This window comes from Chryseobacterium sp. FR048, from assembly GCF_056844665.1.
Window position 1 is genome coordinate 408,591 of sequence record NZ_JBXDSE010000005.1, and the last position, 25,214, is coordinate 433,804.

Below are 25,214 nucleotides of genomic sequence, written 5' to 3' on the forward strand. Positions count from 1 at the left end.
AAACCATGCTCTATCCTCCGACAGATTCTTAAGCACCAGTAAAAGCTTACTCTTTTTGCGATTTTACATTTTCGCTTAAAAGATAGTTACACCAAGCTATTTTTATCCGAATAATTAAGCTTAAAGAAAATAAAAGTCATCATTGAGAAAGCCAGTAAAGAACTACCTCCGTAACTGAAATACGGCAAAGGAATCCCAACGGTAGGGAAAAGTCCCATAACCATCCCTAAATTGATAGAAAAGTGCATCAGAAGAATCGATGCAAAGCAATACCCGAACACACGGTTAAAAGTGGATTTCTGTTTCTCCGCAAGATAGTAGATCCTTCCAATATAAATCATATAGCAAAGAATAAGGGCAGCACTCCCTATAAATCCCCACTCTTCTCCTACGGTACAGAAAATATAGTCGGTTTCCTGCTCAGGAACGAATTTGCCCTGGGTAACTGATCCTTCACGATAGCCTTTACCTGTAAGACCACCTGAACCGATCGCTGTTTTAGAATATAATAAGTTATACCCGGAAGTATCCCGAAACGCTTTTTCTCCTTTATAAAGAACCTCAATTCTCTCTCTCTGGTGCTTAGGAAGCTTTTCCAGAATATAAGGAGAACCAAAAGCCAGTCCGCACAGCAAAAGAATAGATCCCGAAATCCCTGAAATCGTAATGACATCCCAGGACATTCTGTGATAATTCATCGCGATCAGAACCCCCGCAATCAACAGAATAGCTACCGCAACATATACGGGAGGTACTGCTAAAGCAATGAGAAAAACCCCTGCGAAAATAAATCCAATGCCAAACAGCATACCACTCAATCCTTCTCTATATAAAGCAATGAAAAAAGCAATAAATACAAGCATGGATCCCACATCAGGAATCATAAGGACAACCGCAGCCGGAATCCCGATAATGGCAAGTGCTGTAAGCAGAGATTTCCTGTTTTTAAGGTTAAAATCAGGGCTGGAGACATAATTCGCAAGCATCAGAGCTGTTCCGATTTTGGCAAATTCAACAGGCTGCATGGTAAAACTTCCGAACTTATACCAGTTCTTCTGCCCAAGGATTTCTTTACCAAATGGGAAAAGCCCTATTAATAGAAGCACTCCACCTATGTAAATAATCCCAGCCATATTCTCGAAAAACTTACTTCTTCCCACAAATATGATGAGACCCACAAATACAGAAATACAAAAGAATATTAATTGTTTTTCTCCTAATTTCTGGTCAACACTGTAAATGTTTGCAATCGCAAAAATGCAAAGCAGGAAATACAGCCCAAGGCCCAATTTATCTATTCCTTCAGTCCATTTCATTGCTTCACAGGTTTTTTGGCAGTTTTATTATTTTTTGATTCTTCCTCTATTTTCTGTTGGAGTTTGGCCTTTTGCTGTTTCACAAGTTCCAGACTATCCTTTATCCTTTTCTGTTTAATTGAATCAGGCTTAGGGTCTTTGTAAAGTCCTTTACGCTTTAAATCTGCAATCCACTGTCTTTTATATTCCGGCATGAAACTCGAGGTAATCATCTTTTTATACAGATTTTCTCTTTTCAGATCACCGGTAATATATTTTTCGGCAATCACCGTACAAGCCGGACCTGCCCAGGTCGCCCCAAAACCTGCATGTTCCATTACTGCAACCACAACAATTTTTGGTTTATCAGCAGGAGCAATCAATACAAAAATAGAATTATCCTTTCCTTGCGGAACCTGTGCTGTACCTGTTTTAGCGAGTTGTGTAAAGTCATTGGATTTCAATCCTCTCGCCGTCCCTCTCAAAACTACGGCTTCCATCCCTTTTAAAACAGGATCAAAATGTTTTGGATCTACTAAAGTTTGATGTTTCACCTTGAATCTTGGATCCGGATTGGGTTTTCCATCAATAGCTTTTACGATATGAGGGGTATAATACCATCCTTTGTTTGCAATGGCAGCCACATAATTGGCTAATTGAATAGGGGTTACCAAAACATCTCCCTGTCCCATCCCATTATAGATCGCTCCGGTTGACATTTCATCCCAGTTTTTAAAATCAGTTCTCTGGGATCCGCTTGCTTTCATGATGGCTTTAAACCTTTTTTCATAAAAATCTCCGGAAGGAATTCTTCCTTTTGCTCCTACGGCAAAGTCGTTATTTAAGAACTCACCCACACCAAAGCTGCTCATGATCTTTTTCCATTCATCAACCCCTTTTGAAGGATTTCCAGGATATTTTTTGATAATGGCAATAAATGCATAGGTAAAAAAGCAGTTACTGGAAACCTGAATGGAAGGGATGAGCGGATCTGCTCCACCATGACCTTTAATCCTTTTACCTTTATAGAAAAATCCTCCTCCACAAGGGAAAATAGTCTTTTCATCCATTACTCCCATCTGCATTGCAGCCAAAGCTGTTAGCAATTTGAATGTTGAACCGGGAGGATATCCTGCCTGTAAAGAACGGTCAAAAGTTGGCTTATTTTCATAAAGCGTATCTTTTGATAGAGCGTATAAGTTTTTGGATTTATAAGGTCCGGTGAAAAGGTTCGGATCAATATCCGGTCCTGTTGCTGCAACCAATACTTCCCCGTTATTAGGATCTATCGCTACAATAGCACCGTGTTTGTTAACAAGCATTTCCTCAGCTGTTCTCTGAAGATCGTAATCAATCGTGAGTGTAATATCTTTACCTGTAATGACATCTTTATCTAAAGATCCGTTTTTATAAGAGCCAATATTTCGGAGTCTGATATCTTTTTGGATATACTTCATCCCTTTTACCCCGCGAAGTTCCTTTTCATAAGACTTTTCCACTCCTGTTTTTCCGATAAAATCTCCCGGAAGATAGTAGATAGAGTCTTTTTTTATTTCTCTTTCATTCACCTCACTGGTATATCCTAAAAGGTTACCGGAAGTAGAAACTTCATACTGACGTTGTGGACGCTGTACAATATTAAAGGCAGGATATTTAAAGATAATTTCCTGAACTCTTGCGATATCTTCCCTGCTAAGATCCTTCAGGAACGTCATTGGAGTCAGCTTAGAATAATACTTCTCTTTTTTAATGACATTAATCCTGTTGATAAAATCAGTTTTACTAATCTTCATCAAGCTGCAGAATCCAAGGGTATCAAAATCCGGTTTCATCAGGGCCTGCGTAAAAGAAACCTCATAGGCAGGCTGGTTACCCACCATGATCTTTCCATTCCTGTCGAAAATAACCCCACGCTGCGGGATTACATATTCGATTTTAATGGAAGTATTCGCGGCATTCAATGCATAACGATCTGTAAACAGCTGTAAATAAGCAAGCCTCGCCACAAAAATAAGGGCGATAGCGACAAGGATGGAAAAAATTTTTAAATAACGTGTGTTCAAACTTTTTGTTTGATTTTAAATATTAATGCGTAAATAACTATAAAGATAAATGAAATTACACTGGTCACCAACACATTAAATAATATTTCAAAAAACCTGCTAAGCTTAAAGAACTCAATATACTGTACTAAAAGCTGATGCAAGAAAATACTTGAAAATAAAAACAGCAAAAACTGCGCCCATTGGAGGGACTGAAAAGAAAAAAAGTCTGTAGACGTATCTGTAGAAGTCCTGAAAATCAATGTTCTGAAATAAGCGATCAACGTGGTTGCAAATGCATTGATCCCCCATGAATAGTGGAATCCATCAATAGAAAGACCTATTAAAAAACTTAATGCTAGGAACTGAAATTTATTTCTGAAAAAAGGATAGAACATGACAAACACTGGATACAGCACCGGTGTATATTTCCCGAAAATAGTAATCCTGTCCAGTACAACAATCTGTAATGCGACAAGAAAAATCATGATCAATATATCGGTAAATAAAGTTCTGCTAATCATTTTCTTTTTTTATTACAGCCTGCATAGTATCCTGAATCTTCTGCACTTCTGCTTTTTTAAGATTCTTCACTACGTATACTTTATTCAACGCTCCCATTTTCTCACTAAGCTCTACCGATATATCCCAGAAACCTGTCTTGTTGTCAACAGAGTATCCGGCAATGGTACCGATAGTCACCCCTTTAGGGAAAATAGCTGATTTTCCGTCTGTAACAACAGTATCCCCTATCTTTAGTGCAACATATTTCGGAATATCTGCAAGGTGCATCACCCTGGAATTATCACCATTCCATGTTAAAGTACCAAAATATCCTGAATTTTTAAGTGCTGCATTAATTCTGATCTTGCTGACACTCAGCACAGACTGAACCAATGCATAGCTATCTGTAGAATTGATAACGATCCCCGCAATACCTCTCGGAGCCATCACTCCCATTTGTGGAAATACTCCGTCTCTGCGGCCGCGGTTGATCGTAAAATAATTATTTCTTCTGTTGATGCTGTTGAAAACAATCTCACCATCTACAAAAGTATAGATCTGACCGCCTCCAATGGTATCATGCACTCTTTTGAAAACAGGAATCTTTGCTCCATCCTTTCCATAGAGTTCAGCCATAAGAGCCTTATTCTGTACTACAAGATCTTCATTGATCTGTTTAAGCTTCAGATAAGAAACTCCTTCATCGATATATCCGGACACCCAGGAATTCAGCGCAGCCGTTTGGCCCGCAATCCAGGATCTCTGCATGGCATTTCTGGAGAATATCAGAGCCAGAGCAATAATTTGCAGGAATATAAAGAAGACGAAAAGAGTGTTCTTCGAAAATAATCTCAGCAAAAATCCCATTCAGATATAGAGTCGTAAAAAGTTAAAATTATTTAATTAAGAAATTGAATTTATCCATATTCTTAAGGGCAATACCTGTTCCGCGAACAACAGCTCTCAACGGATCTTCAGCAACAAATACAGGAAGACCTGTCTTTTTGTGAATTCTGTCTGCAAGTCCTCTTAATAAGGCACCTCCTCCGGCAAGATAAATACCCGTTTTGTAAATATCCGCGGCAAGCTCCGGTGGAGTAAGAGAAAGTGTTTCCATTACAGCATCTTCGATTCTGATGATCGATTTGTCTAATGCACGGGCAATCTCTTTGTATCCAACCATAATTTCCTTAGGCTTCCCTGTAATAAGGTCTCTACCTTGTACCGGGATGTCCTCGATGTCTACATCAAGATCTTCTACTGCAGAACCTACTTCAATTTTAATTCTTTCAGCAGTTCTTTCTCCGATATAAAGGTTATGGTGTGTTCTTAAGTAATAAGCAATATCATTGGTAAATACGTCACCTGCAATCTTCACAGATTTATCACATACGATACCTCCTAAAGCTACTACGGCAATTTCTGTAGTACCTCCACCTATATCGATGATCATGTTTCCTTCAGGCTTCTGTACGTCGATCCCCACCCCTATAGCTGCTGCCATTGGTTCGTAGATCAATCTTACTTCTTTAGCGTTTACTTTCTGAGCAGAGTCTCTTACCGCTCTTTTTTCAACTTCAGTGATACCAGAAGGAATACAGATTACAATTCGTAATGCCGGTTGAATGAATTTACCCTTGATGCCAGGAATTTTCTTGATAAACTCCTTGATCATGTGTTCAGAAGCGTGGAAATCAGCAATAACCCCATCCTTCAAAGGACGAATGGTCTTAATATCCTCGTGAGTCTTACCTTGCATGTGCTTGGCCTGCTCTCCGACGGCAATCGGCTTACCCGACGAACGTTCAATTGCAACAATTGAAGGTTGATCTATAACAATTTTATTATTATGGATGATTAGGGTATTAGCAGTTCCAAGGTCTATCGCAATTTCTTGCGTAAACATATCAAATAAACTCATATTTTTCTTCTGATTTTAAGTTTACAAAGATATAAATTTAAGACTACTAAAGAAATTTCCCACCAACTTAATTTGGTTAAAATTTTATTAAAATTTATAATTCTTTATTAACTTTCAGTTTAGATAATTACAGAGTTTGAGTTCAACCAAAATTAATGGGATGTTAAGAGTGTGGAAAAGTAAATTCGTAAAAGGGCAAAAAGGCTGATGAAAACGGAGATTTTAACAAAAAAAAGCAATTCTCATTTGGTCTTATGAGACCATTTTGCGATTTTATGATTTTACCTTTCACCCCTTTTGAGCCCTTTTGAGCCCTTTCAACACTCTTATCACCTTATAGTTTTTTACGATAATTATCATATACAGTATCTGAGATTCATTAATTAAAAAAAGCGTAAATTTGCGACTGCTTATGTTACAGTATTCCAACATCCATCAAACATCAAATTTTGCCGTGCTTTCCATAAGCTACGAAAAGGCTGATGTAGAAACGAGAGGAAAATTTGCATTTTTTGATGAAAACATCAAAAATTTTGTTTCCCGGGTCCATCAGGAAGATCTTGGTGATGCATTCGTGGTCTCCACGTGTAACAGAACCGAGATTTACACAACATCTCCCAATTATCTTTTAGTCGCTGAAGAGTATTGCAAAACCATTGGAGTTCATCTGACGGACTTTCTTCAGTTTGCCAATATCCTGACCAAAGAGGAAGCTTTGATTCACCTTTTCAGAGTGGCAGCCGGACTGGAAAGCCAGATCATCGGGGATTTTGAAATCATCGGCCAGATCAAAAAAGCATACAGCCGCTTTAAAAAAGAACGACAAAATTCTAATCCTTATCTGGAGAGAGCCATCAATGCTGCAATTCAGATTTCGAAAAGAATAAAAAATGAAACCGGTATTTCCAATGGTGCCGCTTCTGTTTCTTATGCAGCGGTTCATTATATCTTAAACAGCCAAAAGAAAATTACTGAAAAAAATATTCTTCTTTTAGGAGTGGGTGAAATTGGGCAAAATACCGTTGAGAACCTGGTAAAACATGTTTATCAGCCGAAGATCAAAATTGCCAACAGAACTCAGGAGAAGGCTGAAAAGATTTCCCAGAAATATAATATTCCTCACGTTGATTATTCTGATTTTGACAAGGAATTAAAAAATACAGATATTCTGATTGTGGCAACAGGAGCCAAACATCCTATTGTCAACCAGTCTCACTTCCCGAACGGAAAAGAGACCTTGGTGATCGATCTTTCTATCCCTCACAATGTTGAAAAGAACGTTACCGAAAATGAAAACGTAACTCTGATTGACGTTGATGAACTTTCAAAACAGATCCAGGAAACGATCCAGCAACGGGAAAGAGAAATTCCTAAAGCGGAAAAAATCATTAAGGAACTGATGAAAGATTTCATCGAGTGGGAGAAAAAAAGAAAGCTGGCACCAAACATTCATCATTTCAAAGCGGTCTTAAAGAATATGGAACGCAACGAAATGCACAATTTTTATAAAAAGAATAAATATATAGACATCACGGATATGGAACTTTCTGACAAGATGATCCAGAAAATCACCAACCGTTTTGCAAAATATATCATCGATAACCCTTTAAAAGCCGAAGAAATTAGTAAATTAATGCACGAAATATTAGTTGAACAACCAAACAACGAATTCAATGAAAAGCATTAGAATCGGAACGAGAAATTCCGCACTTGCACTTTGGCAGGCTAGAGAGGTTGCGAGGCACCTTCAGAACAACAATTATTTAACGGAAATTGTTCCTATCGTATCTTCTGGCGATAAGAACCTGAATCAGCCATTATATTCTTTGGGAATTACCGGGGTTTTCACAAGAGACCTTGACATTGCCCTATTGAATGATGAGATTGACATTGCCGTACATTCTTTAAAAGATGTTCCTACGCAACTACCTCAAAACATTGAGATGATCGCTTATCTGGAAAGAGATTATCCACAGGATATTCTGATCAGAAAAGAATCTGCGAGAAATAAAGAATTCCATGAGCTTAAACTGGCAACAAGCAGTTTGAGAAGACGTGCATTCTGGCTAAGAAATTATCCGGCTACCGATTTTTCAGACATCCGTGGAAATATCCAGACCAGACTTCAGAAACTGGAGGACGGAAATTTTGATGCCACTATTTTATCATTAGCCGGAATCAAAAGAATGAAAATGGAAATCGATTACGAAATGCTTCCATTAATGATCTCTGCTCCTTCGCAGGGGGTTATCTCTGTTGCCGGACATACAGATAAACCGGAGATCAACGAAATTGTACGCCAGATCAATCATCAGCAAACTCAGATCTGTGTAGAGATCGAAAGAAACTTCTTAAGTACTTTGGAAGGTGGCTGTACTGCACCTATCGGGGCTTTCGCAGAAATCATCGGAGACCAGATCCGCTTCAAGGCGGCACTTTGTTCTTTAGATGGTAAAAACTGCATTGCCATTGATGAAAACTTCGAATACAATTCCACAGAAAATTTTGGAGAAAAGTTTGCAAAAGTTGTTCTTGAAAATGGCGGAAAAGAGCTAATGGCTGAAATCAAAAGCCAGATCTAAGGTTATTTTACATTCTTAAAATTCCTTTCAACCACTTTTTCATCTTCTTAATGTAACAGACATGAAAATCTTATTTACCAAAAATATAGACCAGAATACAATATCCAAAGAATTAGGAGAGGATATTTTGGTTGACTGTATTGAGGTAATTAAGACCAAACCCATCATGATCAGTCCGTTTGAGCTGAAAAACTACTCTTTGATCTTTACCAGCGTCAACGGTGTGGCTTCATTTTTCAGAAACAGGTTCAAACCTAACGAGAATTTTACAGCAAAAAATTACAATAAAATCTATTGTGTAGGCGAGAAGACCAAGAAAGCACTGAGGAAGTATGGTTTCGGAACATTTAAGGTTTTGAAAAATGCGGAGACCCTTTCCAGATTTATTATCGGCAACTGCCAGCATGAACAGTTTCTTCATTTCTGCGGCAACCTGGCCATTAATGTTCTGGACAAAGATCTTCCTTTGCAAAACATCAAGTATAAAAAGATCACCATATATAATACCGAGGAAATCAATCCTTTAATACCTGAAAAATATCATGCTGCAGTCTTTTTTAGTCCGAGCGGAGTTCGTAGTTTTGCAAGGCGAAATTCTCTGGAAGGCATGAAGCTTTTTTCAATCGGAGAAACCACTTCGGGTGAACTGAGAAATTATACTCAGGGAAAGATTTTCACTTCGGAGGAAAATACGCTGACTTCCATCTTTGACCTGATCAGGAGAGAGATCGGAAGTAAAATTTAGAATATCTTTTGCCGCCTCGGAGCGGTAATATATTAGTTTAAAATAGATTATGATTAAAAACGACCTATATTTAAAAGCACTTCGCGGAGAGACCGTTGAAAGACCTCCTGTCTGGATGATGAGGCAGGCTGGAAGATATCTGCCGGAATTCATTGCCTTAAGAGACAAGTACGACTTCTTTACAAGATGTCAGACTCCTGAACTGGCTGCTGAAATTACACTACAGCCTATCCGCAGATTTCCTCTGGATGCAGCGATTCTGTTTTCTGATATTCTGGTAGTTCCACAAGCAATGGGAATTGATTTCAAAATGAAAGAATCTGTGGGACCATGGCTGGACACTCCGATCAGAACAATGGAACAGGTTCAGAATATCGTAACTCCGGATGTGAATGATACTTTAGGATACGTTTTTGATGCTATTGAACTTACCCTTCAGAAATTAGACAATGATATTCCTTTGATCGGTTTTGCCGGTTCTCCATGGACTATTCTTTGCTATTGTGTGGAAGGAAAAGGAAGCAAGGCTTTTGATATTGCAAAATCTTTCTGTTTCCAACAGCCTGAAGCGGCTCACCTTTTACTTCAAAAGATTACAGATACTACGATTGCTTATTTAAAGAGAAAAGTAGAAAAAGGAGTTTCTGCAGTACAGGTTTTCGATTCATGGGGTGGAATGTTATCTCCAACGGATTACCAGGAGTTCTCATGGCAGTATATCAATCAGATTGTTGAAGCCCTGAGCCCACTTACTCATGTTGTCGTATTTGGTAAAGGATGCTGGTTTGCATTAGAAGATATGACGATGTCTAAAGCGTCCGCTCTTGGTGTGGACTGGACAATCAAACCGGAATTCGCAAGAACTCTGACCAATCATACAATGACCCTGCAAGGAAACTTTGACCCTGCAAGACTTCATTCAACACCTGAAACGATCAAGAAAATGGTGAATGAAATGATCAACCGTTTCGGAAAAGACCGATACATTGCTAACTTAGGACACGGTATTTTACCCAATGTTCCTGTTGAAAATGCTGAAGCATTCATCAGAGCAGTGGTTGACTGGAAGCCCAACCTATAAAAATTATAATCAGTAAAATATAAAAGTCCCCGCCATCTTCTGGCAGGGACTTTTTCAATTTATATACAATTAATTCTTCCCGCAAATACTTTATCTTGTCACTTTATCAGCCTTTTATCTCTATATTTGATATAACACTGTAAATCATTTATTATGAAAAAACTAAACAAAAACAAAATGAAAACCATCATGGCAGGAGGTGAAATCTGCCTTGAATGTGCTATCGATTATCATCAGGTAATTATTAATGGCAGATGCTATTGTTTCCCTAACGACTAAAAAAAGCAGCTTAGATAGCTGCTTTTTAATTTATATTTAAAGAATACTAGCTCAACATGCGCTGCGCCTTCTTAACCCCTTCTACAAGAAGATCAATTTCTTCAAAAGTATTGTAAACCGCAAAACTTGCTCTTACTGTTCCGGCAATATTAAAGAAGTTCATAATGGGTTGTGTACAGTGATGTCCTGTCCTTACAGCGATCCCCATTTTATCAAGGATCATTCCTACATCAGAGGCAATCCCCACTCCTTCCAGGTTGAAAGAAACAACCCCAGTTCTGTGAGCTTTTTCACCATACACTTTAAGACCTTCTATTTCTAAAAGCTGTCTTTGGGCATATTCCAATAAAGCATTTTCATGATTCTGAATATTTTCATGTCCTACCCTGTTCATAAAATCAACAGCGGCACCTAAAGCAATATTCCCGCCTACATTTGGTGTTCCTGCTTCATATTTAAACGGAAGCCCTGCATAGGTAGTTCCCTCAAAAGAACATGTAGCAATCATCTCTCCTCCCCCATGAAATGGTGGTAAAGCTTCCAGGATCTCTTGTTTTCCGTATAAAATACCGGTTCCCATAGGTGCATACATCTTATGACCGGAGAACACAAAGAAATCACAATCCATCTTCTGAACGTCAATATTGAAGTGAGGAGCAGACTGAGCCCCATCAATCACAATATAAGCATCGGAATTCTTTCTGGTTTTTGCAATGATCTCCTCAATAGGATTTACAATTCCCAATGCATTGGAAACCTGGTTTACAGAAACGACTTTGGTCTTTTCGCTTAAAAACTGATCAAGATAATCCAGCTGAAGTACTCCATTTTCATCAATAGGAATCACGCGAAGTTTAGCTCCAGTTCTTTCACAAAGCATCTGCCAGGGAACAATATTAGAGTGATGCTCCAGATATGAAATAATAATCTCATCATCTTTTTGCAGCTTTTGCGTTAGAATATAGGCGATAAGGTTCAATCCTTCCGTAGTTCCTTTGGTAAAAATAACCTCAAAGTCATGTTCAGCATTAATGAATTTCTGAATCTTTCTTCTTGAAAGTTCCATTTCCTCAGTGGCCAGTTGACTTAATGTATGAATTCCTCTGTGAACATTGGCATTAAGCTCTGTATAATATGCGTGACAGACGTCTAAAACCGAATTTGGCTTTTGAGATGTAGCTGCATTATCCAGGTAAACCAAAGGTTTACCATTCACTTCTCTGTCCAATATAGAAAACTGGCTTCTTATTTCCTGAATGTCAAACATTTATTTATTTTTTAAATTAAGTTGTCCTTATTTAGAACTCTTCAAATTTACGGCTTTTTTTCCGAAAGGGAGCATCCGGGGTGACCCTGATACTTGTCAGTTGATAGAAATATTCAATGATCAATAGCAAAGAAAGACGATAAGGTAAAAGGCAAAATCGTAGAAGAGCGAAAAGGCCCCAAATAAACTCTGCCCTTTCTTTTGCCTTCAAACCTTTTTACGATTTTGCCTCACTTTCATTAAATAAAAAAACCTGCCAATAAATTGACAGGTCTTGTATTGTTCGGATAAGCAATGCTTATTCTGCAGATTTCTCTTCTGTTGTTGGAACGTCAGGAGATTGAGTTGCAACTTCTTCTGCTTCTTCTTCATCCTCATCATCCATTGCTGCAGCACCACCTTTCATTGCATTTCTAGACATCTTAACAGCAACTACTACTGCATTGTCCGGGTGCATGAAAGAATATCCTTCAGTTTTGATACCTCCTACATAAAGTTTGTTACCAATTCTTAATGGAGTAACATCAACAACGATCTCATCTGGCAAGTTAGCAGGGATAGCTTTTACTTTCAATTTTCTGAAAGACTGACGTAAAACACCACCAGCAACAACACCTTTAGAGCGTCCAGTAATTCTTACAGGAACTTCCATAACTACTGGCTTATCGTCAGATAATTGGTAGAAGTCAACGTGAAGAATTTTGTCAGTAATTGGGTGAAACTGAATATCTTGAAGAACTGCTGGAATAGTTTTTCCGTCAACTTCAATAGATACCGTGTGTGCTTCAGGAGTGTATACTAACCCTTTGAAAGCTTTCTCTTCAGCAGAGAAGTTTAAAGGTGCTTCACCTCCATAAACAACACAAGGAACTAATTCAGCATCACGTAAAGCTTTTGTAGACTTTTTGCCCACGCTTTCTCTTTTTGTACCTTGAATTGTAATAGATTTCATTTATAAAAAATTTAAAAATTTGTTCTTAATTTGATTTGCAAACTATTTAAAATCAATTAAATAACAAATTTGCTACTGATTGATTTATGCTCATGAACCATCGTCATAACGTCTGCAAATAACGGGGCGCAAGATAGCACTTTTATTTTAGATGACAAATTATTTTTAACAGGAATTGAGTCAGTTACAATAACTTCCAGAATTTTTGAGTTCTCAATATTCTCGTACGCCTTTCCTGAAAGCACTCCGTGAGTAGCCATTGCTCTTACTGTTTTTGCGCCCTTTTCAATCAGGATGTCTGCAGCTTTGCAAAGTGTTCCTGCAGTATCAATCATATCATCAATAAGGATTACATTTTTACCTGTAACATCACCGATAAGGAACATTTCTTCTACAACGTTTGCTTTTTTTCTTTCCTTATAAGCAATTACTACTTCTGCACCTAGGTGACCTGCGTAGTTTTTCGCTCTTTTTGCACCTCCCATATCAGGAGAAGCAATGGTAAGGTTGTCAAGGTTTAGAGATTTGATATAATCCACAAAGATCGTAGATGCATAAAGGTGATCTACCGGAATTTCGAAGAACCCCTGAATCTGATCTGCGTGAAGATCCATTGTCATCACTCTTGTTGCTCCTGCTGCTGTAAGAAGGTTAGCAACTAACTTAGCACCGATCGGCGCTCTTGGTTTGTCTTTTCTGTCCTGTCTGGCAAGTCCGAAGTAAGGAATTACAACGGTAATGCTCTTTGCAGAAGCTCTTTTCGCTGCATCAATCATTAGAAGAAGCTCTAAAAGATTGTCTGCAGGAGGGAATGTAGATCCGATTAGGAAAACTCTTCCTCCTCTTACAGATTCGTCCAATACAGGCTCAAATTCCCCGTCGCTGAACTCCTGAAAGTTGATTTTTCCTAATTCTTTCCCATAACTCTGGGCAATTTTCTCTGCCAAGTCCCTGCTGGTTCTTGTACAAAATAGATAACTTAACTGATCGGCCATTTTTACTTTTTAAAAGATTTTGCAAATTTAAAAAAAAACCACAAGAATTACTCCTGTGGTTTCTAAGTTTTTATTTTATCAATTATTATGGGAATGTAACTCCTGAATATTTATTAGGATTTACCTGTGGTAATGTAGAGCCATATCTGGCATTTATTGTCTTAATAAATTCATTGGCTACAATACCATATCCTCTACCTGTAAGGTGTACCCCATCAAGTGAGAAAGCTCCTCCGGTAACAAATGCAGCAGTATACTTTACCCCATCCCAGATAATTCCGGACTGAGAATTTAATTCCTTCATCTTCGCATCCATATCTACAAATGCAAGATTTTTATCTGTGGCTGCTTTTTTAATAGCGGCATTATAAGAAGTAGTTGCTGCCAATACTTTTGCCGTTTCTGCTTCAGTTAATACATATTTATCATCTAAAGGAACTGAAGTTCCTCCTCCGGCTTGTGGAGTAAGGACTTTGCTCGCCGGTAAAAGAATCAGATCTTTACTTGTAGTCTGTCTGTATTTTGGAAGACCAGGAACTGTTGCAAGATCCTTATCTACAATCACTGCCCCATTAGCTACAGCTCCAGCAGTAAACTTGATAAGTCTTTTCTGATATTCTGCATCATTGATTGCTCCCAATGTTTTAGCCTGAAGCAATCCTGCGTTATATTGAGCGTATCCTCCATTCAGCTGTGTCACCTGAGCATCCGTTAACCCTGTAAGTGGCATCGCAGGTACTCTTGTAAAGTAAGGTACATTGGTAACTGTCGGAATATTGGCAATAATTCCTTTTCTTTTTGTTCCTGCCGGGAATAACTGATCTACCAAATAAGCATAGGTATTCGTAAATCCAACTCCAACAGCTCCGTCTACCGGAGTGATAGGTGCATTTGGATCTGCTCCTCCGGAAGTTGCATATAATAGGACATCATTATTTCCAATCCATAAAGAAATAAATGTAGGATCCTGCTTCAACGCATCTTTTACTACGGATGTCGTTGCAGATGATGCAAATCTTACAAAATATGGGTTTGCAGTAGGAGCCGCAGGGTTCAATCCTGCAGGGCTTCCATATCCATCAGCTAGTAAATGCGCTACTCTTGCTCCCGGAACGCCCATATTTTGGTATGGTCCGCCTGCAGCGATAATGTCCAGTGTTGCAGCTGCCGGACTTTCTACAGGAGTTGGTGATCCGTTAACCATCTGAAGAGTCAGCTTTCCGGAAAAGCCAGGTATTCCGATAAATCCACCTACATCGTTAGGCATCATAGGCTGTTTAAAAGCTCCTCCACCTGCTAACTGCATCTGTCCGGCAATCATGCTAGGATAAGATTCACTTTGTCCGCTGCTGTAAAGAGCTCCGTCTCTATAGCCTGCCGTTAATGAGTTTCCTAAAGAAATATATCTTGAAAAGTCTGCTTCTCCTTTCGTTACCGGAATATCTTTTACGTCAGTATCAAAATCTGTTTTACAACTGGTTAGAGTAAAAAGAACTGCAGATACTGCGATTGTTGACATTATAATTTTTTTCATAGTCTTTCAATTAAAAAGGGTTATAGGATAAACCTAGACCAAAATAGAACGCTGTTGCCTTAGATTGCCCATAGAAACCAAGATTAGCATTGTTTACATCTCTATACTTAGGCATTGCATATCCTCCTGCTATATCAATTCCAAATTGTTTTAACTTAAATCCAACCCCACCTGTCACTACATAAGTATCAAAGGATGGTGTTTCCGGAATAAAGTTGTTGGTTGTATAAGGAGCTTCGTCATAATATGCTCCTAAACGTCCGTAAATCATATTAGAAAATGCATATTGAGTTCCTAATCTGAATGTTTTGGAGTTTTTAAAGTTTTTAGGATTGGTAAGAACGGTAGGATCTGAAGGATTATTTCCGATCGGAGCATTATCAAAGTCTAGAGTAAGTTTACTGTATCTTTCCCATCCATGGTAATTAAAGTCTGCAGAAACTAACCATTTCGGAGTAATTTTATAGGTTAGACCAATGGTATATTCCTCAACCAGTGGAAGAGTTGCCGTGAACCCATCCTGTCCGGCTGCATTGAGTTTTAATAAAGAATAAGGTGACTGTGTAGGGAATTTGAATGTTGCTGTTCCATTCTTAGCTTTCATGTCAACCGCTGAACGGTAAGCAATGCTCACATCCAATTTAGGATCAGGTCTGAAATAGAAACCAAACCCATATCCGTGTCCGCTTGCTTTTTCATCATTAATATTAACCTGCCCGTTGAATTGCGTAACAGCCTTATCCCAATCTACTTTTCCTCTTGCATAGATATAGCTTGCCCCGAAAGATACCCAATCTGCAAGTTTCACAGAAACCATCGGCTGGAAGTAATAACTCTTCAGCTCCAGTTTCTGCACCATTTCTCTACCTTCCCAATTGTCTGGCCATTTGATTGTACTTCCGAATGGCGTAGAGAAACTGAACCCGATTGAAAGTTTTTCTATAGGTTTATAAGTAATCGCTGCATAGATAGGAGTTCCGATAGGATTATCCGTCTCTGTACTCTGCAAAGTATTTAAGTTTTGAAAAGTAACTTTATTACCTGCACCAAATCCTCCTGCCACTACACTCAGCTTGGAAGGGATAAATGACATACCCGCCGGGTTAAAAAATGTCACACTCGCATCTTCGGCATGAGCACTAGTATGCGCCATTGCCAATTGTTTTACCCCTTGCAGAGAAACCCTGAAGCCTCCAGCGTAAGATAGAACGCCTGCCAATAAAGCAGTTGATACTAATATTTTTTTCATAGACTATTATTATATAATCCAAATATAAAATTATTTTGAATACGTCTGTTAATATTTCCCAATATTTTAAACAATATACCAAAAGAAAATTATGTTTAAAATAACACTTTAAATAAAAGATTCCTTAAATACATCGTTTTTAAAGTTTTAAATATTATTCAAAATTATAAGAATTACATCGTTTAACATTAAACAATCGTTTAACAATTAAACAGTCGTGGATAAAAAAGACGCCGACAACAGAAAAATGATTTAAAGTCTAACAAAATGTTAATGTATAGCAAACGGTTTCATAAGACTCTTTAAAACACACCCTATTTTCAAAAAGATTTTTTGCTACAACAACCTACAAAACACGCCCTTAAGCATCTGATCAGCTTTAATATTAAAATGTTTTGGCCGGAATTCAGGTTATTTGAGTATTTTAGAATCGCATAAGAATAAAAATACATAAATTTGCAAGATTATAAATAATAGTAAATATGAGTTGTGGATGTAAAACATCCGGCGATTCTGCACATTCTTGCGGTCCTAAAAAAACTGCAAATGGCTGTGAAAATGTAAATACCTGCGGGAATAGTTATAAATTAAGTGTTTTTGACTGGCTTTCTAACATCAACAATCCAACGCCAAACAGGTGTGATTTTGTAGAAGTTAGATTTAAAAATGACAGAAAATCGTTTTATAAGAATGTAAATAATATTCCTTTACATATAGGTAGTGTAGTCACAGTAGAATCTAGTCCGGGACACGATGTAGGCGTAGTAAGCCTTACGGGAGAATTAGTAAAGATTCAGATGAAAAAGAAAAAGTTTTCTGAAGAATTGGCACTCAAAATATACAGACAAGCCAACCAAAAAGACCTTGAGGTATGGCAGGACGTAAGAAAAAAAGAAGACGGCGTAAAGCTTGAAGCGAGAAAGATCGCCCAAAGATTAGGCCTTGAAATGAAAGTCACAGATGTAGAATATCAGGGTGATTCTTCAAAGATCACATTTTATTACACCGCCGACAACCGTGTGGATTTCAGACAGTTGATTAAAGATTACGCTGGCGCATTCCGTACGAAAATCGATATGAAACAGATCGGATTCAGACAGGAAGCTGCAAAAGTAGGCGGAATAGGATCTTGTGGACGTGAGCTTTGCTGCTCTACATGGTTAACAGACTTCAGATCTGTAAATACAAACGTGGCAAGATACCAACAGCTGAGTATTAATCCTCAAAAACTTGCAGGACAGTGTGGTAAGCTTAAATGCTGCTTGAACTATGAACTTGACAGCTACCTGGATGCACTCAGCAACTTCCCTTCTTCTTCAACTACTCTGGAAACAGAAAAAGGAAAAGCATTCTGTATCAAAATAGACGTTTTCAAAAAGAAAATGTGGTTTGCCTATGTAGACCACTCTATTGCCTGGTATGATTTCGACATTGATCTTGTCAAAAAGCTGATCTCAAAAAATAAAAGAGGTGAAAAAACACTTCCTTTAGAAGATCTGAAACAACCTGACACTCCTTCTCAAAGTATTGACCTGATTCAGGAAAACAATGTAGATCGTTTTGAAAAGAAAAACAGAGGGAACAAGAACAGAACCAACAATCAGAACAAACAAAACAACAGTCAACAGCATCAAGGACAGGGACAGGGAGGACAAGGACAAAAAAGAAACAGGCCGGAAAGACAAGAAAGACCAGCCAGATCTGAAAAGCCGGACACCCCAAACAATCATACTCCTTCCGGAAACCAGCCAAAACAACAGAAACAGCATCCTCAACAAAAAGGACCTGTAGAAAAAGTAGAGGCTTCTGATGCTGAGAAAAAGCCACAGAGCAATCCGAACAAGAAGAAATTTAAAAAGAAATACCCTCCAAAAAAAGATAAAGATGCGTAAAATTTTAGGATTATTTTCCCTTATCCTTTTCTTTAGCTGTAACTCTTCCTCAGGCGAAGAAGTTATCATGAATTCCGTTGATAACAAATGGAATATGAAAAGTGAGCAAAAATTTAATCTTGAAATTTCAGATCCGCAGAATCCTAAAAATATTATATTTGTCGTAAGAAACAATAACAATTATCCTTATAGCAACATAAGGTTTATTGTGAATTTCACCAACCTTCAAAACAAAAAAAAGGAAACCGATACCCTGAACTATGTATTGGCAAAACCAAACGGAGAATGGCTTGGTACAGGTTTTGGTGACACGAAGGAAACATTGTTTCAGTATAAGTTAAATTACACATTCCCGGAAAAAGGAAAATATGAAATCGCCCTTACTCAGGCGATGAGAAATGACAACCTTCCTGGAATAGAGGATATTGGGGTAAAAATAGAAAACGAAACCATCAATAATGGAACAGAACAAAAAAAACACGGGAAATAAGGGAAAAACGTTCCCTCTCCCTCCCAAAAAGAAAAACAACTCCTGGAAAAAATGGGTCTCGTTTATCTGGATAGGACTCATTGCGGTAGTTTTGGGAATCTCAGGACTTTTCTTTGCGGTTTCTCAAGGATTCCTTGGGGAAATGCCGGATGTAAAAGAACTTGAAAACCCAAATATCTTCGTCGCTTCTGAGATCATTTCATCAGATGGAGTCGTTTTAGGTAAGTTTGAAAAAGAAAAAACACAGCCTATTGTTTATAAGGACCTTCCTCCTTATCTGATCTATGCCCTTCAGGCTAAAGAAGATGAACGCTTCAAGGAACATTCAGGAATTGATCTTCAATCTGTGGCCAGAGCTGTAGCTTATGGTGGCGGACGTGGTGGTGGTTCTACCATTACCCAACAGCTGGCAAAACTTCTTTTTACCGGTAATGCTTCACAGAACAAGTTCGAAAGAGGGTTCCAGAAACTGAAAGAATGGGTAGTAGCAGTAAGTCTTGAAAAGAGATATACCAAAGAAGAGATTATTACCCTGTATTTCAACAAATTCGACTTCCTTTTCAATGCTAACGGGATAGAAATGGCTTCCAGAGTTTATTTCAATAAAAAAACTTCGGAACTTACGCTTCCTGAAGCCGCTACATTTGTGGCAATGCTTGAGAATCCAAGAAAAAACAATCCTTACAGGTATCCTGAGAAAGCAAAGGAAAGAAGAAATGTTGTATTGGATCAGATGCAGAAAACAGGATACATCAATGAAGAAACCTATCAAAAGGCAATCAGTACTCCTATTGAAGTAGACTTCCACCCTATTAAAAGTATTACTGACGGATATTCGGCTTATTATAAATTCTATCTGAGAAAAGAGATTGATAAGTATCTTGAAGCGAATGAAAAAGAAACCGGTAAAAAGCTGAACCTTTATAAAGATGGTTTAAAGATATATGTGACCCTTGATTCTAAAATGCAGAAGTATGCAGAAGAATCAATCAAGGAACATTTAACGGATCTTCAGAAAAGATTTGATGCTGAGCAAAGAGGCAGAAAAAACAGACCTTTCTACTATCTTAATGATAAACAAATCAAAGACGTAATGGTTCAAGCCATGAAAAGAACTGGCCGCTATAAACTGTTGAAAGCAGATGGAATGCCTGAAGATTCTATCATGATGGAATTCAAAAAGCCTATCAAAACTTCACGATTCACATGGGCTGGCGAAGAAGAGGTAGAAATGTCTCCATGGGATTCTATCAGATACCACAAACAGATTGCACAGGCAGGCCTTATGTCTATGGTTCCGGGAACCGGAGAGATCAAAGCATGGGTAGGAGGTATCGACTGGCAACACTTCCAGTATGACCACATCAAGCAAGGGAAAAGACAGGTAGGATCTACCTTCAAACCTTTCGTATATGCGACGGCTATTATGAAACTAGGTATGACTCCTTGTTCAACTGTTTCTAACGGAACTTACGATCATAACGGATGGCACGTACCGGGAAGAGGCGGAATGCTTACATTGAAAGACGCATTGGCACACTCTCAAAACCCGGTTGCAGCAAGGCTTATTGAAATGACAGGAGTAGATGCCGTAATTCAGACAGCAAGAGATCTAGGAGTAACGGAAGATATTCCAAGAAACAATACCATTGCACTAGGATCATCAGATATTACAATTTATGAAATGCTTGGTGCCTACAGTACTTTTGCCAACTATGGAAACTACAACAAACCGGAAATGATCTGGAGAATTGAAGATGCCAACGGTAGGGTAATTAAAGAAATAAACGTAGAGCCTAAAGAAGTAATGAATCCTATGTACGCCTACACCATGATCGAGCTAATGAAAGGTGTTGCACAATATGGTACTGCATCAGGAGAGTTAGGAAGAAGAGGAATCTCAAAAGCTGTTGAAATTGCTGCGAAAACAGGTACTACACAGAACAACTCAGACGGTTGGTTTATGGGAATCACTCCAAAACTGGCAACAGGAGCCTGGGTAGGATGGGAAGACAGAGCCACCCACTTCTTTGGAACAGGAGAAGGTCAGGGAGCGAAAATGGCACTTCCGATATGGGCTATCTTTATGAAAAAAGTATGGGCAGACAAGAGTTTAGGAGTTACTCCTGATGATAAGTTTATCAAACCTTCAGACTGGAAAGACGGCTGCTCGAACCTAAAAGGTCTCGGCGGAGGTTATGGAGATGATGGAAGCCTTCAAACGATTGACGAAATCAAAAACCCAAGACCTGTAGATCCTACACCGAAGAAACCTACAGAAAAGAAAGAGGACAATATCAATGAAAACCTTCATTCTAATGATGAAGTAGATTTCAATAAATAATTTCTCTTTTAGAAATACACAAGACCTTTCAATAATTTGAAAGGTCTTTTCTTTTATAATTAATACCTTTGAAGGATGAATATCGAACGCATCAGACAACCTTTCATCAAGAAATTTCCGGGGGATTTTTCAGATAATCCTATGCAGAGAAACACCCCCAAGGTTTTATTTGCCACCACTAAACCCGCCGGCTTTGACAAACCTGAAATGATTGCCTTTAATGAGGTTCTTTCAGAGGAAATAGGCCTTGGTACATTTGAAGAGAAAGACCTGGATTTTCTGGTAGGAAATAACCTTCCGGAAAACATTCAAACCTATGCTACGGCTTATGCTGGACATCAATTTGGCAACTGGGCAGGACAGCTTGGAGACGGAAGAGCTATTCTGGCGGGAGAAATCATCAATGAACAGGGAAAGAGAACGGAAATTCAATGGAAGGGTTCCGGTGCGACTCCTTATTCCAGACATGCAGACGGAAGAGCGGTATTGAGATCTTCGGTAAGAGAATACCTGATGAGTGAAGCCATGTATCATTTGGGAGTTCCTACAACCCGGGCTCTCAGTTTGGCATTTACAGGAGAAGATGTAGTCCGTGACATCATGTATAACGGAAATCCGCAATTTGAAAAGGGAGCCGTTGTCATAAGAACAGCAGCCAGTTTTCTCCGCTTTGGACATTTTGAACTGATGTCTGCCCAAGGGGAATACAAAACATTACAGGATCTTGCCGATTTTACAATTGAAAATTACTTTCCGGAAATCACATCATCCGGAGCCCAGAAGTACAAGGACTTTTTTGAGAATATATGTACACGAACCGCAGATCTTATGGTAGAATGGTTCAGAGTAGGTTTTGTGCATGGTGTTATGAACACAGACAACATGTCTATCCTGGGACTCAGCATTGATTATGGCCCCTACTCTATGATGGATGAATACGATCTGAACTTTACCCCCAATACCACCGATCTTCCCGGAAGAAGATATGCGTTTGGAAAACAGGGACAGATTTCCCAATGGAACCTTTGGCAGCTTGCCAATGCTCTTCACGCGCTCATTAAAGATGAAAAGTTCCTGGAAGACACATTGAACCGCTACGGAAATTATTTCTGGGAAGCTCACGATGCCATGCTGTGCAGAAAATTTGGTTTTGATGAACTGCGAAAAGATGATGAGGAATTTTTTACCAACTGGCAGGGCTTAATGCAGGAATTGCAGCTTGATCACACTTTATTTTTCAATCAGTTGGAAAAATTAAGACCTGGTGATGATCTGAAAGAACTATTCGGTATCACTTCTTATACTTTACTGAACGAGGAAAAACTTCGTAAACTGAAAAACTTCATTGGTCATTACGAATCCCGGATAGACTCTAACACTATATCAAAGGAAGAGTCATTGGCTATGATGAGAAAAGCAAACCCCAAATTCATACTCAGAAATTATTTATTGTATGAATGTATCGAAGAGATCAGCAATGGTAAGAGAGAAATGCTGAATAAATTAACCAAAGCTCTGGAAAGCCCTTACGAAGAGCTCTTCCCTGAGTTTTCTGCTAAAAGACCACCGGGTTATGACGACATTGCCGGATGCTCAACACTTTCTTGCAGTTCATAACAGATTCGATATAATCTTACTATTTTATTAAATATCCATCAACATGTTGTATTTTTTATTAAATTAGTAAAAAATATCACAATGAAAAGAATTCTATTATTTCCAGCTTTATTAGCAGGTTTTTACAGTTATGCACAGACTTTATTGTCTGAAGATTTTAACGGAGCTACATTTCCTCCATCAAATTGGACAAGATCAGCAACGCTCAGCACCAATCCCTGGGGACCATCAAATGTTCTTTCAACATTTCCATCAAGTGGTAACGCTGCCATCACTACCTATTCCATTGGCGGAACAAAATCAGCTGCAATAGATTACGCCTCTGCCAGCAATGTTGCAAACCTTGTAAGCCCGGCATTCAGTTTGGCAGGTACTACATCTCCTCTATTAAAATTCAAAGTGATCGTTGGATGGTCATACATGATAGGTTTAAACAAAGGAAATCTTCTTGCACAAATTTCAACCGATGGAGGAACAGTATGGAATACATTATGGACTGAAGATACAGAGCCAGGTTTCACAGACGACAATGATGGAAATCCAAATACGGACTTTTACAATGTTGTATCTGTACAAAAAGATTTATCAGCTTATATTGGCCAGGCCAATGTCAAAATAAGATTCCAATACTCAGCAACAGACGCAGACGCTGTTTCTATTGATGATGTAGAGGTTCTTGGAAGTGCTACATTAGGAACCCATGAGACCACCTCAAAAAAAATATCTTTGGAAATCTATCCAAACCCTGCCAAAGCAGAAATAAGCATCAGGACAGATAAGAAAATAAAATCTTCAACCGTTTTTGATATGGCAGGAAAATCACTATTGCAGGCCAACAGTGAAAAAACTAATATTTCCTCTCTACCAAAAGGAAATTATTTGGTACAGGTTATTTTCACAGACGGAACTTCATCTACAAGACAAATAATAAAAGAATAAGTAAATTTTAATTAAAATAATCTTCCAGGCTCGCCAGATATGGTGAGCTTTTTATTTTTACTTTTGCAAAAAATATGACCCGTGTCTTTTATCAAAACAAAATTCACTAATTTTTTAAAATTAGTTTTTCCTTCATCCTATAGCGAGCTGGCAGTTTTTCTATTTTTCATTACCTGCTACGGAATATTGGGATCTTATATCGCATGCCACTACAGAATCATATTCGACAGCAGAATTCCATGGGACGCTTACTTCAGCTTTGATAATAAATCGATCATCATGAGCGGCGGAAGTTTTGAAAGACACCCACTCTCCTATTATTTTTTTAACGGGATCAGAGAAATTTCGTTACTCATCTCGGGAGGAAAAATGGATACAACCTTCAGACTTACCTTGGCATGGCTGAGCAATCTTGTGATTACTTTGAATATTGTACAAATATTTAAATATTTAAAAAACATCATCAGACTCCCAATCGAGTTCAGCCTTTTCATTGTGCTCTTTTTTGGGTTGTTTTCCACCAATATCATCCTGTCTTTTACACCGGAAAACTTTACTTATACCTTATTTTTCCTAAGTATTTACAATTATTATGCAGCCATAAAAATTAAGAATGAAGATAAAATACCTGCTTCGGCTTTAACGCTCGCAGGCATTACCATTGGAGGGCTTACCATTACTAATTTTGTAAAAGTTTTTATTCCCATACTTTTTGAAAAAAACATCTTCAGAAGCTGGAAAAAATTGGGAAATGCCGCTTTCAGAGTAATATTAGCCGCTATCGTATATGTACTTCTCTATCTGAACAGAATTGACTTTAAATATCAGGCCATCTTTTCTAAGACCAACCAGCAGTATGAAAAGTTCTCTAATGTAGAATCTATGCCCACATGGGACATGATTGCTTCTTTCTTCTTTGGTGGCAATATCCTTTTCCCCAGCTTTATCATTTCTGATAAGCATAATATGAAAGGGGTTGATTTCAAAGGAATCTATATGGAATTGTATTCGTCTGTGTTTTCTTATATTTTCATAGCCATATTATTGCTATTGATAAGTTGGAGTTATTATAAAAATTTCAAAAATAAATGGGTTCAGATTCTTATGATTTCTTTTTTTATTGACATCATTATCCATTGCTTGATGAGGTTTGGACTTCACACGTCATACATCTACGGCGGGCACTTTGTTTTCGTGTATCCGTTGTTGATAGGATGGCTGTTTTACGCCTACAGATCATCTCCCAGAGCACTGTTTATCCTGATGTTCATTGTGGGAATTTTGTTATTTTATCTTCTATGCAACAATCTGCTTAGGATGAAAGAATTCTTCTGGTTTTTGGAGAAATATTATCAATAAAAAGAGGCTGTCTCAAAAGTGAGGCAGTCTTTTTTTTGAGCATAAAAAAAGGAAAGCTTTTGCTTTCCTAATATTTGCAAATTGATTAATTTGCTGTGTGTTAAGTAATTCAAAGGTAGTCTTTAAA

21 protein-coding genes are annotated in these 25,214 nt (G+C 38.2%); 11 read left to right on the forward strand and 10 right to left on the reverse strand.

The features are described from left to right. Positions 1-86 precede the first annotated feature (86 nt). From rodA to AC106K_RS16595, 5 genes are read right to left on the reverse strand one after another with little or no spacing between them, the layout of a single operon-like run. Complete coding sequence (gene rodA, locus AC106K_RS16575) at positions 87-1,316, reverse strand: rod shape-determining protein RodA (protein ID WP_482446577.1); 1,230 nt, start codon at positions 1,314-1,316, stop codon at positions 87-89. Continuing rightward, positions 1,313-3,358: a peptidoglycan D,D-transpeptidase FtsI family protein gene (locus AC106K_RS16580; RefSeq protein ID WP_482446578.1), complete on the reverse strand. Its 2,046-nt coding sequence runs from the start codon at positions 3,356-3,358 to the stop codon at positions 1,313-1,315. Before AC106K_RS16580 ends, rodA begins: the two co-directional genes overlap by 4 nt. After that, on the reverse strand, positions 3,355-3,861 hold the full coding sequence (locus AC106K_RS16585) for a hypothetical protein (RefSeq protein ID WP_047098699.1): 507 nt from the start codon (positions 3,859-3,861) through the stop codon (positions 3,355-3,357). The genes AC106K_RS16580 and AC106K_RS16585 overlap by 4 nt, the downstream gene beginning before the upstream one ends. After that, the gene (gene mreC, locus AC106K_RS16590; RefSeq protein WP_482446579.1) at positions 3,854-4,708 is read right to left on the reverse strand and encodes a rod shape-determining protein MreC; all 855 of its coding nucleotides are present in this window, start codon (positions 4,706-4,708) and stop codon (positions 3,854-3,856) included. Before mreC ends, AC106K_RS16585 begins: the two co-directional genes overlap by 8 nt. A 28-nt stretch (positions 4,709-4,736) precedes the next feature. Beyond that, complete coding sequence (locus AC106K_RS16595) at positions 4,737-5,762, reverse strand: rod shape-determining protein (RefSeq protein WP_002982450.1); 1,026 nt, start codon at positions 5,760-5,762, stop codon at positions 4,737-4,739. Between the two features lie 412 nt (positions 5,763-6,174). Between AC106K_RS16595 and hemA the strand changes: the two genes are divergently transcribed. From hemA to AC106K_RS16620, 5 genes are all read left to right on the forward strand, one after another. Then, positions 6,175-7,449, forward strand: coding sequence for a glutamyl-tRNA reductase (gene hemA / locus AC106K_RS16600; RefSeq protein ID WP_482446580.1), 1,275 nt, complete (start codon positions 6,175-6,177; stop codon positions 7,447-7,449). Continuing rightward, positions 7,436-8,344, forward strand: coding sequence for a hydroxymethylbilane synthase (gene hemC / locus AC106K_RS16605; protein ID WP_482446581.1), 909 nt, complete (start codon positions 7,436-7,438; stop codon positions 8,342-8,344). Before hemA ends, hemC begins: the two co-directional genes overlap by 14 nt. Before the next feature lie 61 nt (positions 8,345-8,405). Continuing rightward, positions 8,406-9,089, forward strand: coding sequence for a uroporphyrinogen-III synthase (locus tag AC106K_RS16610; protein WP_482446582.1), 684 nt, complete (start codon positions 8,406-8,408; stop codon positions 9,087-9,089). Between the two features lie 49 nt (positions 9,090-9,138). Further along, on the forward strand, positions 9,139-10,170 hold the full coding sequence (hemE, locus tag AC106K_RS16615) for a uroporphyrinogen decarboxylase (RefSeq protein WP_482446583.1): 1,032 nt from the start codon (positions 9,139-9,141) through the stop codon (positions 10,168-10,170). A gap of 153 nt (positions 10,171-10,323) precedes the next feature. Next, complete coding sequence (locus AC106K_RS16620; RefSeq protein WP_482446584.1) at positions 10,324-10,449, forward strand: GNAT family acetyltransferase; 126 nt, start codon at positions 10,324-10,326, stop codon at positions 10,447-10,449. 46 nt (positions 10,450-10,495) lie between these two features. Here AC106K_RS16620 and AC106K_RS16625 read toward each other — a convergent pair whose 3' ends face one another. The 5 genes from AC106K_RS16625 to AC106K_RS16645 all read right to left on the reverse strand — a co-directional run bounded on the left by AC106K_RS16625 (position 10,496) and on the right by AC106K_RS16645 (position 16,446). Then, positions 10,496-11,716 (reverse strand): aminotransferase class V-fold PLP-dependent enzyme, encoded by a 1,221-nt coding sequence (locus tag AC106K_RS16625; RefSeq protein WP_482446585.1) that lies wholly within the window; start codon positions 11,714-11,716, stop codon positions 10,496-10,498. Between the two features lie 298 nt (positions 11,717-12,014). Then, positions 12,015-12,668 (reverse strand): 50S ribosomal protein L25/general stress protein Ctc, encoded by a 654-nt coding sequence (locus AC106K_RS16630; protein WP_482446586.1) that lies wholly within the window; start codon positions 12,666-12,668, stop codon positions 12,015-12,017. Between the two features lie 56 nt (positions 12,669-12,724). Then, positions 12,725-13,663, reverse strand: coding sequence for a ribose-phosphate pyrophosphokinase (locus AC106K_RS16635; protein WP_047098691.1), 939 nt, complete (start codon positions 13,661-13,663; stop codon positions 12,725-12,727). 85 nt (positions 13,664-13,748) lie between these two features. Further along, entirely contained in the window at positions 13,749-15,197 is a 1,449-nt protein-coding gene (locus tag AC106K_RS16640; protein ID WP_482446587.1) for a G-D-S-L family lipolytic protein, read from the reverse strand. 10 nt (positions 15,198-15,207) lie between these two features. Continuing rightward, positions 15,208-16,446 carry an OmpP1/FadL family transporter gene (locus AC106K_RS16645; RefSeq protein WP_482446588.1) on the reverse strand — a complete coding sequence of 413 codons (1,239 nt, stop codon included), beginning with the start codon at positions 16,444-16,446 and terminating at the stop codon, positions 15,208-15,210. 482 nt (positions 16,447-16,928) lie between these two features. Between AC106K_RS16645 and AC106K_RS16650 the strand changes: the two genes are divergently transcribed. The 6 genes from AC106K_RS16650 to AC106K_RS16675 all read left to right on the forward strand — a co-directional run bounded on the left by AC106K_RS16650 (position 16,929) and on the right by AC106K_RS16675 (position 25,087). Beyond that, entirely contained in the window at positions 16,929-18,338 is a 1,410-nt protein-coding gene (locus tag AC106K_RS16650; protein WP_482446589.1) for a PSP1 domain-containing protein, read from the forward strand. Further along, a complete protein-coding gene (locus AC106K_RS16655; protein WP_482446590.1) occupies positions 18,331-18,828 on the forward strand; it encodes a gliding motility lipoprotein GldH in 498 nt (165 codons plus the stop codon). The genes AC106K_RS16650 and AC106K_RS16655 overlap by 8 nt, the downstream gene beginning before the upstream one ends. Continuing rightward, on the forward strand, positions 18,797-21,172 hold the full coding sequence (locus tag AC106K_RS16660; RefSeq protein WP_482446591.1) for a transglycosylase domain-containing protein: 2,376 nt from the start codon (positions 18,797-18,799) through the stop codon (positions 21,170-21,172). Before AC106K_RS16655 ends, AC106K_RS16660 begins: the two co-directional genes overlap by 32 nt. Positions 21,173-21,247: 75 nt before the next feature. After that, positions 21,248-22,789, forward strand: coding sequence for a protein adenylyltransferase SelO (locus AC106K_RS16665; protein ID WP_482446592.1), 1,542 nt, complete (start codon positions 21,248-21,250; stop codon positions 22,787-22,789). Positions 22,790-22,870: 81 nt separating this feature from the next. Next, complete coding sequence (locus AC106K_RS16670; protein WP_482446593.1) at positions 22,871-23,728, forward strand: T9SS type A sorting domain-containing protein; 858 nt, start codon at positions 22,871-22,873, stop codon at positions 23,726-23,728. A gap of 81 nt (positions 23,729-23,809) precedes the next feature. Next, a complete protein-coding gene (locus AC106K_RS16675) occupies positions 23,810-25,087 on the forward strand; it encodes a DUF6080 domain-containing protein (protein ID WP_482446594.1) in 1,278 nt (425 codons plus the stop codon). The last annotated feature ends 127 nt before the right edge of the window (positions 25,088-25,214 follow it).